Here is a 14,012-nt window from a genome sequence, read left to right as displayed (position 1 = left end):
ACTTTATGTTTGGTATTGAATTTCAGTGTTTATTACTATGATCAATTAAACTATATATTACTAACTATATATTACTAGAAGTAACCTTACGCATAATTATCCAAGTTCAGATCACTATCGTGCTTATATCTTTGGAAATAACCAGCGAACGTGAATGAAAATCGTCTCACATCTACCGTCTCACGTTTCTCGCCTATGACATCCAGGATAAAATATTTGGCTCCATTTGCCGTCGGACTTGTGGCCCTCTTCATCCCTTTGCTGCGCGACTTCCACATCGAGTCAGCGATACTGGCCGCCACTATTGGAGCGTACTGGGGTGGGATCGCGGCTGTGAAAGCGGGACCAGGGATGGATCTGCGGTGTGCGATTCAAATCAACGGCTTCCTCTACCTGGCAGGCCTTCCCCTGGCGCTGTTTTCCGTGTTAACCGGGTGTTTTACCGTACACGGACTGGGATTCTGGGTATTCCTGCCGCTTCCGAGCGTGTTCCTTGGCTACAGTATAGGTCGCTTATCTCGTCAGTTCAGAGTGCCATTCCCCAGATTTTTCACGGTGGTGGTACTGCTGTTAATCACGTTCGGCGGATTCCTGTATGAGTTTTTCACCCTTCCGCAGCTTTATTTTTATAATCATGTGTGGGGTTACTGGCCGGGGCCCATTTATGATGAAGCCATTCAATTTCCACTATCCCTGGTTGCATTTCGGTTTTTAACGCTTTGCTGGATCCTGGTAATATGGCTGGTCCCGATGCTGGACGAGGATCGTTTCTACCGCTGGATCCTGGGTCTTGCTGTGCTGGGCTTGCTGACCGGCTACATGCAGCTGGAAAAAACGAGGATCATCACCCCAAAAGAAACCCTTCAACAACGGCTGGGTGGTCAGCTGGAGACCGACCATACCCGTATTTATTATGCAGAACAAGCGATCTCCGATCAAGAGATCGACCGGATGGCGACCGAAATTGAGTTTTATATCCATCAAATTCAGCATTCTCTGGGCATAGACAAGCCTGATTCCAGCCAAAAGATTGAGCTCTACCTGTATGCACATCCCTGGCAGAAGAAAGAGCTCGTAGGCGCAAAATATACCAGTTACGTAACGGTATGGCAGCAGGTACCGCAGGTGCATATTGCCAAAACGCAGGTGGACGGCTCCCTGAAACACGAGGTTGTGCATGCGGTGACGGCGCTGCTGCCTTGGCCCGGGCTTGTCCCAAACATTGGACTGACCGAAGGCATCGCCGTTGCCCTGAATCCCGATCGTTCTCCCCGCTCCACCATCGATCAACTGGTGGCAGCTCATAAACCTTATCCCACAGCAGAACAGATGAGTTCCTCGCTCTCATACTGGGGATTTTATACCAATCGCTCAGCTGTCAGCTACACGACGACCGGGTCTTTTGTGCGCTACCTGATCGATGAAAAGTCTCCGCAAGAGTTTCTTGATGCATACAGGTGCGGGAGCATAGAACTGGGCTATTCCGAGTCGTTTTCGGTGCTGGTGGAGGGGTGGCACCAGCGGCTCGATTCCGTGCGCATAGACAGCAGTGACCGGGAGCGGGCCAGCGAAATATTTGGACGGCTCTCCATTTTCGAGCAGCAGTGTCCCCACAAGGTGCCCCGGGCAGCCGAACTCTTTGATCAATACTTGCTGTACGAAATCTTGAACGACACCACCCGGGTAATATCAACGCTCGCTGCCTTGAAGGAGATTGATCCCGAAGAGCGTTCGCCCCAGCTCCTCTGGATGCTCTGGAACCTGCGGGCGGGGCATACCGATCCGGTCATTGCCCAGGCCGATCCCAATGCAACAAGAATTGAGTACCAGTTGCTTACGGCCGATGCCCACCGGATGGCTACAAATTATACCGAAGCCCGGGAGTACCTGAACCAAGCCGTTAGCCTGGCAGCACAGCAGTCTGATACTACGTTTGATGAGGCTTTCGCCGTTCGGCTGGACTCCCTGCAATGGAGCTATGACTTGAGGCTTAGGTATGAAAATATCGTTCTGCAGCCGGGAGAGTTCGACCTGGCGTATTACCGGCTGAAGATCCGGGCCCTGCAAAATGTGCTGGATTTAGATGCTGATAATAACCTGTTGGAAAGCTATGCAAACCGCCTGCTCAAACTGCCGTTGGACCTGGAGTATTTTGATACCTACTTATCACTTATCCACCGGCTGGCCTATGAGGGCAGTATTGAACTGTCGCAAATGTGGATCAAAAAATTGTCGGAAGAGGTGCTCTCTCTTCGCTACCAGGAACGACTGGCCCAGCAACGGGCATGGATTGTGTATTTGGATGGAAAAGATGAAATGTAGCAGCTTAATTTTTTAAGCAATTTGCGATGCACTTGGTAAGTGCGTCGCACATATTGGTTAAGGGCGATAAATATAAAACAAATGCATTTCTGTCAAATGAGGTGGACTGGTCAAGAATTCTATCAATTCAACATCTCAACAACTCAACGTTTCAACTCTTCAACATCTTAATCGAACACATCGATACAACTTTTTGAGTATACCCTGATTATATTGTATGCTGATCCCAAAGACATAGACTAATCAAATACTATTTAAACAGGTAAGGAGATATCATGGTCAAAAGTAAGATTCAGGAAGAGGTTAACAATCAGATTCAGGCTGAATTCCAATCAGCATATATATACCTGGGGTTTTCGGCGTGGTTTGAATCAAAAAACCTGAACGGGTTTGCCCACTGGATGAAGATGCAGTGGCAGGAGGAGATTGATCACGCCATGCGGCTCTACAATCACCTGTTACGTCGCGGTGGAAATGTTGAACTCAAAACGCTGGAAGCTCCCGAGATAGATGTAAGTTCTGCGAAGGAGGTATTTGAGCAGGCGCTGGAACACGAGGAATACATTACCGGAAGAATTCATGAGCTATATGCTCTGGCCCAGGAGGAGAAGGATTACCCACTGACGTCGCTGCTGCACTGGTTTATTGATGAACAGGTGGAGGAAGAGGATGTGACCGGCGAAATACTGGAACGGCTGAAGATGATTGATGGAGATCCCGCGGCACTGCTGGACCTGGATCGGGAGCTGGCGCAGCGTCAGCCGGAAGAGGAAGGAGAAGAGCAGGAAGGTGAGTAGCGACGATTACTCGATATCAATGGTCAAGGCCAACCTCATCAGCGTTGGCCTTTTTATTCCCCTTAGTCTTCTTTTTTTGATTCCCTATGGCATGATCTGGGGCGCACGTAAAACCGGCAGTGATTTGACCCTGTTTTACCAGGAACCATTGTTTTTCATTTTTTTGATGATCGTGGGCGTTATTGCTCATGAACTTCTCCACGGGTTCACCTGGATCTGCCTGGGCGACAAATCCTGGAGTTCGATCCGGTTTGGGGTCAACTGGAAGGCCCTAGCGCCTTACGCCCACTGTGTAGAGCCAGTGGAGATAAGCGCCTACCGCTGGGGAGCGGCCATGCCGGGTATTGTGCTAGGACTCCTGCCGTTTCTTGCCGGGATGGCCACCGGAAGCGGCTGGTTTATACTCTTTGGGTACATGTTGGCGATAACGGCTTCTGGCGACCTCCTGATTTTGTGGATTACCCGGGGATTAAAAAGCGGCACGTTGGTGCAGGACCACCCGGAGCGGGTGGGATGCCAGGTTGTGGATATGAATTATGAATTAAGAATGAAAAATTAGGAATTGGGAAGAAGGTCCACAGTATTAGGCCTTTAAAAATGAACAAAAGGGTACCACAGAGGTACACGAAGCAGGCACAAAGGACCACAAAGTTTTATTTACCTTTGCGAAACTTGGTGTCTTCTTTGGGGCGCTTTGTGCAATAGCTTTTACAGGTCAGAATTATCCCAAAAAGGCCCCTATCTGGCGCAAGTTTACAACTTATGTCGTATATGCTGTCAACTGCTTTTTTTGGTCCAAGTTGCAACCTTGGATCAGTAGTGAATGCTATTTTTAGAAAAGAGACCTTACCGGGAAAGATTTCTTCCCGATAGCCTTCGGGATCGAAATGACGACAACGGGATGAAACCGGATGTTGGTTGCTGCCCTTTTGTTTATTCCCCTATCTGGCGCAAGTTTGCAACTTGTGCCTTACAAGCAGTCAGCTACTTATTGGTCCAAGTTACAATACAAACTTGAACCAGTTGTGGGAGCTAAACGGGATGCCCTCCCGTGCCAGGTGCATCGCATATCTGTAAAGTACAATACTGTAACTCCTACTGTACACCCGCTCCACCCTTACGGTACAACTCCCTTATCATTATAGTTATCGGCTGTCTGAAAAGGGTGCTCAGGATGTCTGATCCCAGCAATCAGATTCCATGATAAGTAGTGTCGGTCGGTATGATATTACCTGTCAGGAGTTGTGATATGACTTATCAGCCTGTGTGATATGCAGATATCACCCATTATGATATGCCTTATCGCAGCGAATGATATGGCATATCACACACCATGATAAGCCCTATCATACACCCTGGGGTTATAAGGACAGGAAGCTCGAGCCGTAAGGTTAGCAACGTTGGGTGGTAAAGGGTAAGCCGATCAACCAGTAAGGGAGCCAGGAGAACCCGGTTGTATCCCGCAGGATCTGGCAGCCTCGTTGGCAGACCAATTACCCGTTGGGAAGTAATTACAAGTCAACGTTGGAGGTAGTTGTACTACCGACCTATAAGCGCATATGGGCGGCAACTGGGTCATGGACCCGTTGGACACGGAGCGCCTGCGTTCTTCAGCTGCAGAGCCCTCTTTCGTTGAAACTACAGAGGACAGCCAACGGAACGGAGATGGCAATGGGAAGGACCTATTCAATTTAAGGAGAGCTTGTTGGGGCACGCTGCAGCGTGCCCCAACATAACCGAGTTTTCCAAGGCTATAAAGTATTGGGTAATGAGATCATTGCAGCACGAAGGGAACGTGATAGTGTCCACTGTTTTGCTGGATGATTCCAGAGTCATCCATGAAAAATATTCCGGCAAAAACGGGAAATATATTGAAGTTTAGTTTGTTAAGTTTGAAGTCTGAATTTGTTCACCGTCAACAAGGTTTCCCACAATGAAGAAAAACTTTGTTCCCTATAAAAACTACAAGGAATACCCCGAAGAGGAGATGAGGCAACGAGTCCGCGATTTTTACGGGGATCTGAAGCGACGCCGCACGGTTCGGGAGTTTGCGGATCGGGCTGTGCCAAGAGAAGTGATTGAGGATTGCATCCGGGCGGCGGGTACGGCCCCGAACGGTGCCAACATGCAGCCCTGGCACTTTGTGGCGGTCAGCGATCCCGGGGTGAAGAGTAAGATCAGGGAGGCGGCCGAGGAAGAGGAGCGGGAGTTTTATGAGCACCGGGCCAACGAGGAGTGGCTGGAGGCGCTCGAACCGTTTGGTACTGACCACCACAAACCGTTCCTGGAGGAGGCGCCCTACCTGATTGCCATCTTTGAAAAGCGCTACGACCTGGATGAGCAGGGACACAAGACGCAGCATTACTATGTGAAGGAGTCGGTCGGTATTGCCACTGGCATGTTGATCACCGCGATCCACCGTGCGGGTTTAGTCTCTCTGACCCATACACCCAACCCCATGGGATTTCTGAACGAGATCCTGGATCGACCTAAAAATGAGCGTCCTTTTTTGTTGCTTGTCGTGGGCTATCCCAGTGAGGGGGTGGAGGTGCCGGATATCACGAAGAAACCACTGGATGAGATTGCCACGTTTGTTTGATGATATGAGTTGATGGATGGATCATATTGTAATTCCGATAAATCTCAATTGGGCGCAAAGTGTTATTGGATACGGGTTAAATGAAAATTATGGGCCTTTTCACTTGCGCGGGAATTAATTCCCGCTCTATAGACAGATCAAAGGTGTTTAAATGGATCAAGAAAAGAACAGTAGTAAAGATAAAAGCCAGTCCAAATGGTTTGGTAAGCGAGACCTGGTGGAGTGGGGCGTAATCCTGGCTTTGGGAGTGGTGCTCTATGCCACGGGCTGGCATACGGAGGTAGCGGGTCGCTTGCAACAGGTCGTACTTTGGACTGGGCTTATTCAGCCGGAGACAGAACTGCCGAAATCGGAGCAGGTACCGGCCGGTCTCAATATGGACTTGCTCTCATTTGAGGGGGAGCCGGTCAGCTTGGCTGCATTTAAGGGGAAGGTGATTTTTTTAAACTACTGGGCCACGTGGTGCCCACCCTGCATCGCGGAGATGCCCAATATCCAGTCGCTGTACGAGGAATACAAAGATTCACAGAAGATCGCATTTGTGATGGTGTCGGTGGATGAAGATGCGGAAAAGGCCGAGGCTTTTATTGCGCGCAAAGAGTTTACCTTCCCCGTCTACCATCTTGCCGGCCCCCGTCCCGGGAGTTTGCAGAGCACGGTGCTGCCAACTACGTTCGTAATCAACCGGCAGGGAAAGATTGTAGCAAAAAAGAGTGGGATGGCAAGCTACAATACAAGTCAGTTCAAGAGTTTTTTAGAGAAGATCATGCATTGATTTCTAATAAAAGCGCACATAGCCTGGCTTCTTAGGCAGTATTATAAAAGTTGCTGAAACTTAGATTAATTTTCTTTAACATTTATTTTAGAATGTTACGGGTGAAAATGTAATATTACGCTTAGGGTAAATATGGTTGTTGGCTATAAATTATGGATTCAAGAGATGTTTTACATTCAAGTCCTGTGATAAAGTGCAGGATAAATTTAGATGGAACTTGGGATGAGCTTCCTTCCCTTTTTTGCGAGCTGCTGGGTTATACTAAACAGGAACTGCAGAGCAAATCTTTTTATGATCTGCTTAAAACCAATAATGGAACTGGGAACACGATTTTCCAGGATCTGGCAGATGGAGATTGCCAGGAGTTTGAGGCAGAGAAGGAGTTTTGTACAAAGTCTGGGGAAGTAATCCCTTTGTTTTTGAGTGGTGCCTTGATCCGTGACCAGCAGGGAAAGCCGGACTACGTGTTGTGTTATATTCACGAAATGACCGATAACGGGAGTATTCAAAAGGCGATTGAAAGGACACAACAGCATTTCCAGTCTATTTTCAGGCATAATCCGCACCCGGTATATATTTTTGATTTGGAGGGGAACTTCCAGAGGGTAAATCAAAAACTTGTCGAATTTACGGGTTATAGCAGAGAGGAGCTGCTGGAGACAGATTTTCGGTCTTTTATCGTGGAGGAAGACCTGGATCGAACTATTCGCCAGTTCAAAGCGGCAGCTTCAGGAAAATCCGGGGAGTACGAAATCCAGGTTAAAATTAAAGGAGGCGAAAAAAAAGATATCCGGGTTACTAAATTCCCGATGTATGTGGGAGATGAGGTTCAGGGCGTATTTGGAATATTACAGGACATCACCGAGCAGAAGAAGCGCAAAAGAAAGCTACGGGAAAGCGAGGAGCGTTTTCGGCTGATGTTTGAAAATAATCCCATCCCCGTCTATTATTTTGACACCGAAGGTAAATTCCTGGGTGCTAATCAAAAATTTGAAGAACTTTCCGGCTATACCAAAGAGGAGCTGAAGGAGAGGACGTTCGAACCATTTGTTCACCCGGATTACCGGGAGTCAACATGGCAAAACTTTAAAAAGGCGTTGTCCGGGGAGGTCCAGGAGTCTGAAATTATCGGCATTACCCGGGATGGCGAAGAACGGGTAGTGCATTTGACCACGTTCCCTCTCATGATGGATGGGAAACCACAGGGAGTCTTTGGCATTTGTGTTGATATAACGAGTGAAAAAGAGGCTCGACGAAAGTTGAAAAATAGTGAAGAGCGTTGGCAACGCCTCGTGGAGGAGAATCCACAGCCGGTACAAATTGTGCAGGATGGCAAAATTGTATTTATCAATGAGGAGGGAGCAAAATTGTATGAAGCCTCAAGCCGGGAAGAACTGATTGGACAATCAATACTGGACTTTAGTCATCCCGATTACCTCGATGAACTGCTGGAACGTAAACGCAGGCTGGAGCAGAGAGAACGTATCGAATCCGGGGAGCACAAAATTTTGCTGCCGGATGGCAAAGAGAAATATATTGAGGCCCACTCGATTCCCATCCAATATAAAGGGGAAAAAGCAATACAGACGGTGATTCATGACATTACCGATCGAAAAAATGCGGAAGAGGCCCTGAAGAAGAATGAGAAACAGATGTCACGGCTCTTTTCCAATCTGCCGGGCATTGCATATCGTTGCAAAAACACACCGAACTGGCCGATGCGGTTTATTAGTGAAGGCTGCCAGGAGTTGACCGGGTATGAGCCGGAGACTTTTATGCACGATGAGGAAGGCAGGCTGTCTTACGGGGATGTAATCCACAAAGAGGACCGTGAGTTTGTATGGCAGCATATCCAGGATGCGATCCGTCATAACAGGTCGTTTGAGCTGGAGTATCGAATTGTTGACAAGCACGACAATATGAAGTGGGTTTGGGAACGCGGAGTAGCTATTGAGGGTGCGAAGGAAGATGAAATTATTCTTGAGGGTTTTATATCTGATATAACATCGCAAAAACAAGCGGACCGCCAGATCCGGGAGAATCTTGAAGAGAAGAAGGTACTGCTCCAGGAAATTCATCATCGTGTGAAAAACAACCTGGCCGTTATTTCGGGTTTGCTGGAGCTACAGGCGATGAATACGGACGATGAGGCTGCGATCAGCACGCTGCGCGAAAGTCAGCTGCGTATCCAGTCAATGGCCATGGTGCATCAAAAACTTTATCAGTCTGATGCCTTTTCTAACATCGGCTTCAACGACTACGTGAAAGAATTAGTCCAAACCATTGAATCTACCTACGGCCTCATGGACAAGGAAATAGATATTGTCTTTGATATGGCTCCTGTCAAGCTCAATATTAACCAGGCGATTCCCTGTGCATTGATCATTAATGAGCTTGTAGCCAACTCATTTAAACACGCCTTTCATGAGCAGAAGGAGGGGACTATTGAAATTCATTTGAACAAATCTGAAGCCCTGGTTGAATTGCGTGTCAAGGACGATGGCAAAGGTGTTGATCCTGATTTTGATATCAACTCGCAGGAAAGTCTCGGGATGACATTGATAAATACCCTTACACGTCAGCTCGAGGGGGAGTTGGAGCTAATCTCCGACAACGATAAACCGGGAACAGAAATTGTTGTGGATTTCGAAGTTGATTGACGGATATAACGTCAGTCGTCAATACCATTCTGTAGATTCATTTATAGACCAATATCCCTGATAATCAGTAACGGTAGAGACCTCTGTGAGGATTCATGCTACAACTTGCTGCCACTCCAAGTGCAAGGTTTGGTTTTGGAACCAGTATTATCAATATTGCAATATGTTTTATATTGAAAAGTATAAAAATAAGACTGTTTTAGTTTTGGAATTTATCTTTAAAATATCATTTGCAAATGGAATGGATTTCGGGCTATAAGAATGAAATCCTGGGAGCTATCTCAGACAATGGAGGAGTACTACATCGTATTCTGGACTCGTTTCCCGAGGTTATTATTCTGGTTGATAAAGACCGATCGATAATTGCGATAAATGATTCTGTTGAACCGATCCTGGGTTATAAGCCTTCCGAAATGGTGGGAGAAAACATAAAGCAGCTCTATGTAGAGGAAGCAACGTACAAGAGGGTTGGCAAAGAAGCCATTGAAGCGGCCGATGATAAACCATACACATTTGAAGCCCATCTCAGGAAAAAAGAGGGTGGTACCGTTGAAACCGAGACCCTATTAAAAAAGTTGGTCTGCGATAGTGGGGAAGTCCTGGGCTTCCTGGGAGTGACACGGGATATCTCAGGACGAAAACACAGGGAGCAGGTTATAGACAAGTTTTTCTCACTGCCCCTGAATTTGATGTGCTCAGCTACACCGGATGGGTATTTGAAAGAGTTTAATCCCCATTTTCAAGAGGTTATGGGATATACGGAGGAGGAACTTCTGAGCATGCCGTTTACCGAATTGATCCATCCAGAGGATATTGAGAGTACAATGCAGGAGATCAGCAAGCTTGCCTCGGGTGAAATGGACATGCTTGTAAGTTTTGAAAATCGCTTGCGTGCCAAAGATGGCACTGAGTATTGGTATTCATGGGCGTCAACCTTTGATGAAGAGACCGGACTCATGTATTCCATGGCACGGGATATCACCAAGGATAAGGAGCTTGAAAAACAACTGATTGAGGCCAAGGAAAGGGCTGAGGAGGCCAACCGGGCAAAAAGCCAGTTTATCGCGAATATGAGCCATGAAATACGAACCCCGATGAACTCCATACTTGGCTTTGCCGATATGCTGAAAGAGCTGGTAGACGGCGACCTGGAGAAAGAGTACGTTCAAAACGTATATAAAAGTGGGCAAAGTCTGCTGAGGCTGATTAACGATGTTTTGGATCTGTCAAAAATTGAAGCGGGAAAACAGAAGCTGAACATCCACCCGGTGAATGTGATGCGGGTCGTTGATGAAGTGAAAAGTATTTTTTCACTGCGTGCAGAGGAAAAGGGACTGGAATTACGAGCTGAAATTGATGAGTCCACCCCGGTTTCGGTGTTGCTTGACGAGATGAAACTGAGGCAGATCCTGGTAAATCTTGTGGGGAACGCCATCAAGTTTACTGGAGAAGGATATATTGAAGTTGGCGTTCGGTCTGAAGAAATAGATGAGGTTGAAAGCCGGGTGAAGTTAGAGGTCTATGTAAAGGACACCGGAATGGGAATTTCACAAGAAAAACAGCAGGCCATATTCAGTGAATTTGAGCAGGAAGACAATTCTATTTCAGATACGTATGGCGGAACCGGTTTGGGACTGGCGATATCATCCCGCCTTGCACACCTGATGAATGGTAGCATTCAAGTGGAAAGTGAGCGGGGCAAAGGCAGTGTGTTTACGCTTTTGCTGCCGGACCTGACAATTGCCTCGGTGAATGAAGAGAGCCGAGAGGATGATCTTAGTGATATGGACGTAACCCTCAAGGAGAGCAGGGTTCTTGTCGTCGATGATATCGAGTTGAACCGAAAGCTGGTCGTCGAATTTTTAAAAAATCAACCTCTTGAATTATTGGAGGCTTCAAACGGGATGGAAGCGGTACGTGTCGCAAGTGAGGAGCCCCTGGACTTGGTTCTGATGGATATCAAGATGGCAAAAATGGATGGCGTTCAGGCTATGAAGCAGATCAAAGAAACAAAGCAATCCCTGCCGATCATTGCACTTACTGCGTCGGCATTTAAAGCCCATGAGGAAGAACTGGAGGGCCAGGGATTTGATGGTTATCTCAGGAAACCGGTTAGTCGCGCTCAGATACTATTTGAGCTGGCCAAACATATTGGAAACGGGGACCGGGATGAGATGAAAAGTGAGGAGATCGAAGATCAAGAATTGGAAGAGCAGTCCGCTCCCGATGGCACGGGCAAAAGAAAGCAACTGGTCAAAAAACTGGATGCTGAGGTAACACCCATCGTCTCTGAACTCGATCTCGATTCAATAATGATGGATAATTACAAGGATCTGCTAGGACTAATGAAGAAGATTGAGGACGATTTTCCAGTGCAGGAGCTCAGAAAGTTCAACAGCCAGTTTAAGTCGGCCATACACCTTTTCGATATCGAGCAGATTCGCAGCATAATTGAAAATGAATATCCCAGCTTGCTTGAAAAGCTGAAGAGATAACTTCGTCAGTAGAAAATAAAATCAACTGCAATTCCATGGAAGGTTCAATTGAAGGAAAGCAAGAGTCGGATTTCTTAATTTTGATAGCCGATGATGTGCCTAAAAACATTCAGTTGTTGGGAAAGACTTTGGACAACAGGGGGTACCGTATTTCTGCAGTAACCAGTGGCGACCAGGTGGTGAAGACGGCCAGGAATCATGCACCTGATTTAATCCTGCTGGATGTTATGATGCCGGGGAAAAATGGTTTTGAGGTGTGCAAAGAACTGAAAGAATACCCCGAGCTGTCGGATATACCGGTAATATTCTTAACTGCCCGTTCAGAAGAGCAGGATATTGTAAAGGGGCTAAACCTTGGGGGTGCTGACTATGTGAAAAAGCCCTTCAATTCTGGTGAATTGTTGGCACGGATTAAAACGCACCTCAGCCTGAAGGAAGCCCGGGATCAAATCAAGCATCAAAAGAGGCAGGTCCAGCAGTTGAGCGAAACAAAGGAAAAGTTATACTCCATCATAGCCCACGACCTGAAAAATGCGCTGTTTGGAATTTCGGGACTAGCCGAGATACTCGAAGAGGATTTAGCTGAAATTGACCTGGATGAGGAGATTCTTGACAGTGTAAAAATGATATCAAAGTCGTCCAACACGGCTACGTTAATACTCAAAAACCTGCTTTCATGGACGCGTTTCCAAACTGATGATCTTGAACTAACCCCGGAGGAATTTTCACTTTCAGAAGAGATTCAAGAAAGCATAAGTTTGTACCAGACGCAGGCCAACAGGAAAGAGGTAGAGATTCGATTTGTATCGGACGTGGAGCCATTGATTGTGCTTGCGGATTTGCAGATGATCTCAACGGTGGTGCGAAATCTTATCTCAAATGCTATCAAATTTTCCAATGCCGGGGATGAAGTTACCGTCCGGCTGACAGAAGGGGACGACGCTGTGCATGTAGAGGTAGCAGATCAAGGGATAGGTATGCCCGAAGAGATTCAAGATACCCTTTTTAACCCGGAAGAGCGTCCCAAACGGGCGGGGACAGACAACGAGCAGGGGACGGGCCTGGGACTGCTGTTATGCAAAGAGTTCGTAGAAGCCCATCGCGGCAACATCAAAGTGGAAAGTGAGCCGGGAAACGGCACAACCTTTAGATTCTCCATTCCCCGGGAATTTGCTATGCAAAACGGTCAGCCAGCCGGTTAATGAGGTAGCTGCTCTCCTCGAGCGCCTGCGTGGCAAAGCTGCCAAAGAAATCGGTCACCGACTCGAACTCCTTGATGAAACCCTCCTTGTCATCTTCCTCCACCATTTTAACCAGTTTTTGATGGTGTTCAAAAAAGTTAAGCAGCAGTTCCCTTCGCTCTTTGTTGGCAAATACGATATCCGCATACAGTTCGGCACTCTGTGCAAAAATTCGACCCGTCATCATCAGTTCAGCGCGGTAGATGGGGCTGGAATAGTCCAGGATGTCGCGTGGTTTCAGATCGTAGGTTTCCATAAAAGAGCCGTGCAGAAGGGCTACGAAGTGACGGAGTCCCTGCACCAGGTGCATCACATGATCGTGCTTTTCAGGATCCGCTTCAATAACCTGCATGCCCCAGAGAGCGCACTGCTGCTTGAACCACTGGACTTTTTTACCACCGCGGGCCGCACAAAATACCATCAGCTGCTTGGAAAGGTTGTGGACATCGGGTCCATGCATCGGGTGGAGCCCAAGCACGGGACCTTCGTGATGCTCCAGCATAGCGGTGATGGGCCCCTCTTTGTTACTGGTGAAATCGGCAAGGATTGTACCCTTTTTGAGTTTAGGTGCCAGGCGTTTTATGACATCTTCCGTCACGTTAATGGGTACTGTGACAATGGCCATATCCAGCTTTGGTGCCATCTCCTCTAGCTCATACCAGTTTTGCTTGTCAATTTTGTATACATGATGGCCGGTCTGCTCAATAATGCGCGAATACAGGCTTCCCATACCACCTTCAGCACCAACAATTAAAATATGCTGCGGTTCTTCCGTCGCCCGGGGGAATTTACTGCTAGACTGGCTGGCACGCGAAGACGACATAATCATCCGCAGGAAATCTTCCGCCCAGTCGGCATCCAGCCCGCGCTCTTCCGCCTGTTCCCGGAATGATTCCGTTTTTGCATCTTCGCGGTGAGGCACAAAGATAGGCAGCTGGTTTTCAATTTTTTTTTCGAGCACCGTACTGACGATTTGCGTACGTTCAGCCAGCAGGTCAAGTATCTGCTGGTCAATCTCATCAATACGTTCCCGTTGTGGTGTTAGCTTTTGTTCCGGAGTCATGTTACAAATTATGCTTTTACCTGTAAGATCATTCAATGAGCTCTTACAAGAGCTGAAAAT

The 14,012-nt window shown here is 47.4% G+C and carries 10 protein-coding genes; 9 read left to right on the top strand and 1 reads right to left on the bottom strand.

The features are described 5' to 3' along the window. Positions 1 to 216: 216 nt before the first annotated feature. From NC796_RS18660 to NC796_RS18620, 9 genes are all read left to right on the top strand, one after another. Positions 217 to 2,322 (top strand): hypothetical protein, encoded by a 2,106-nt coding sequence (locus tag NC796_RS18660; protein ID WP_310686629.1) that lies wholly within the window; start codon positions 217 to 219, stop codon positions 2,320 to 2,322. A gap of 275 nt (positions 2,323 to 2,597) precedes the next feature. After that, entirely contained in the window at positions 2,598 to 3,119 is a 522-nt protein-coding gene (locus NC796_RS18655; protein ID WP_310686628.1) for a ferritin, read from the top strand. Then, positions 3,112 to 3,678, top strand: coding sequence for a DUF3267 domain-containing protein (locus tag NC796_RS18650; protein ID WP_310686626.1), 567 nt, complete (start codon positions 3,112 to 3,114; stop codon positions 3,676 to 3,678). The genes NC796_RS18655 and NC796_RS18650 overlap by 8 nt, the downstream gene beginning before the upstream one ends. 1,000 nt (positions 3,679 to 4,678) lie before the next feature. After that, positions 4,679 to 4,855, top strand: coding sequence for a hypothetical protein (locus NC796_RS18645; protein WP_310686624.1), 177 nt, complete (start codon positions 4,679 to 4,681; stop codon positions 4,853 to 4,855). A gap of 197 nt (positions 4,856 to 5,052) precedes the next feature. Continuing rightward, positions 5,053 to 5,718 carry a nitroreductase family protein gene (locus tag NC796_RS18640; RefSeq protein WP_310686622.1) on the top strand — a complete coding sequence of 222 codons (666 nt, stop codon included), beginning with the start codon at positions 5,053 to 5,055 and terminating at the stop codon, positions 5,716 to 5,718. A gap of 151 nt (positions 5,719 to 5,869) precedes the next feature. Further along, positions 5,870 to 6,493, top strand: a complete 624-nt coding sequence (locus NC796_RS18635; protein WP_310686620.1) for a TlpA disulfide reductase family protein — start codon at positions 5,870 to 5,872, stop codon at positions 6,491 to 6,493. A 152-nt stretch (positions 6,494 to 6,645) separates the two neighbouring features. Beyond that, positions 6,646 to 9,153, top strand: coding sequence for a PAS domain S-box protein (locus NC796_RS18630; protein WP_310686619.1), 2,508 nt, complete (start codon positions 6,646 to 6,648; stop codon positions 9,151 to 9,153). A 236-nt stretch (positions 9,154 to 9,389) separates the two neighbouring features. Further along, on the top strand, positions 9,390 to 11,648 hold the full coding sequence (locus NC796_RS18625) for a PAS domain S-box protein (RefSeq protein ID WP_310686617.1): 2,259 nt from the start codon (positions 9,390 to 9,392) through the stop codon (positions 11,646 to 11,648). Between the two features lie 35 nt (positions 11,649 to 11,683). Further along, positions 11,684 to 12,850, top strand: coding sequence for a hybrid sensor histidine kinase/response regulator (locus tag NC796_RS18620; RefSeq protein ID WP_310686615.1), 1,167 nt, complete (start codon positions 11,684 to 11,686; stop codon positions 12,848 to 12,850). Here the strand turns inward: NC796_RS18620 and tyrA are convergent. Continuing rightward, complete coding sequence (gene tyrA / locus NC796_RS18615) at positions 12,822 to 13,952, bottom strand: bifunctional chorismate mutase/prephenate dehydrogenase (RefSeq protein ID WP_310686613.1); 1,131 nt, start codon at positions 13,950 to 13,952, stop codon at positions 12,822 to 12,824. The two genes, NC796_RS18620 and tyrA, sit on opposite strands and share 29 nt — an antisense overlap. Positions 13,953 to 14,012: the final 60 nt, after the last annotated feature.

The sequence above is a fragment of the Aliifodinibius sp. S!AR15-10 genome (assembly GCF_031569985.1).
Taxonomy (GTDB): domain Bacteria; phylum Bacteroidota; class Rhodothermia; order Balneolales; family Balneolaceae; genus JAMQKA01.
This window is presented reverse-complemented; position numbering and strand designations above follow the sequence as displayed.

Excerpts from the sequence above, each read along its gene's own strand:
- NC796_RS18640 (WP_310686622.1), top strand. The coding sequence starts at position 5,053 with ATGAAGAAAAACTTTGTTCCCTATAAAAACTACAAGGAATACCCCGAA.
- NC796_RS18645 (WP_310686624.1), top strand. The coding sequence starts at position 4,679 with ATGGGCGGCAACTGGGTCATGGACCCGTTGGACACGGAGCGCCTGCGT.
- tyrA (WP_310686613.1), bottom strand. The coding sequence starts at position 13,952 with ATGACTCCGGAACAAAAGCTAACACCACAACGGGAACGTATTGATGAG.
- NC796_RS18655 (WP_310686628.1), top strand. The coding sequence starts at position 2,598 with ATGGTCAAAAGTAAGATTCAGGAAGAGGTTAACAATCAGATTCAGGCT.
- NC796_RS18620 (WP_310686615.1), top strand. The coding sequence starts at position 11,684 with ATGGAAGGTTCAATTGAAGGAAAGCAAGAGTCGGATTTCTTAATTTTG.
- NC796_RS18630 (WP_310686619.1), top strand. The coding sequence starts at position 6,646 with ATGGATTCAAGAGATGTTTTACATTCAAGTCCTGTGATAAAGTGCAGG.
- NC796_RS18635 (WP_310686620.1), top strand. The coding sequence starts at position 5,870 with ATGGATCAAGAAAAGAACAGTAGTAAAGATAAAAGCCAGTCCAAATGG.
- NC796_RS18625 (WP_310686617.1), top strand. The coding sequence starts at position 9,390 with ATGGAATGGATTTCGGGCTATAAGAATGAAATCCTGGGAGCTATCTCA.